1 protein-coding gene is annotated in these 386 nt (G+C 51.3%); it reads right to left on the reverse strand.

What is annotated here, in order from left to right:
- Window positions 1-386, reverse strand: a 386-nt coding sequence (locus tag ACNFOC_RS55845) for a LysR substrate-binding domain-containing protein (RefSeq protein ID WP_416966505.1), incomplete at both ends; no start/stop codon positions are given.

Genomic DNA, 386 nt, shown 5'->3' on the forward strand with positions numbered 1-386 from the left:
GTCATATTCGCTCAAAATGACAGTCTGGCCACGCAAGTCAGTCCAATAAACGATCTCTCGTGTTGCTAGAGCATGGTCAGCGGGCAAAACAACCAAGACACGTTCATTCCAAAGAGGTCTTGTATTGCTGTTTGGCGCCGGCATACTTCCCGTCAAGATAAGAACATCGATCAAACCATTGCGAAACGTGGTTGCCAAATGCGTGCGTCGTCGTTCGACCGCTGAGAGTTCAACCTCAGGAAATTGTCGACGAAAATCCAGCAGCGAAGCTCTAAGATTGCCGGCTGTAAGCGATGTACAGAACCCGAGAGTGAGCCGGCCCGCTTCGCCTTGGCCGGCAGCATGTGTAATGGTTGCAAGCGCATCTAGCTGGTCAAGTATTGAGC

The sequence above is a fragment of the Streptomyces colwelliae genome (assembly GCF_048158785.1).
Taxonomy (GTDB): domain Bacteria; phylum Actinomycetota; class Actinomycetes; order Streptomycetales; family Streptomycetaceae; genus Streptomyces.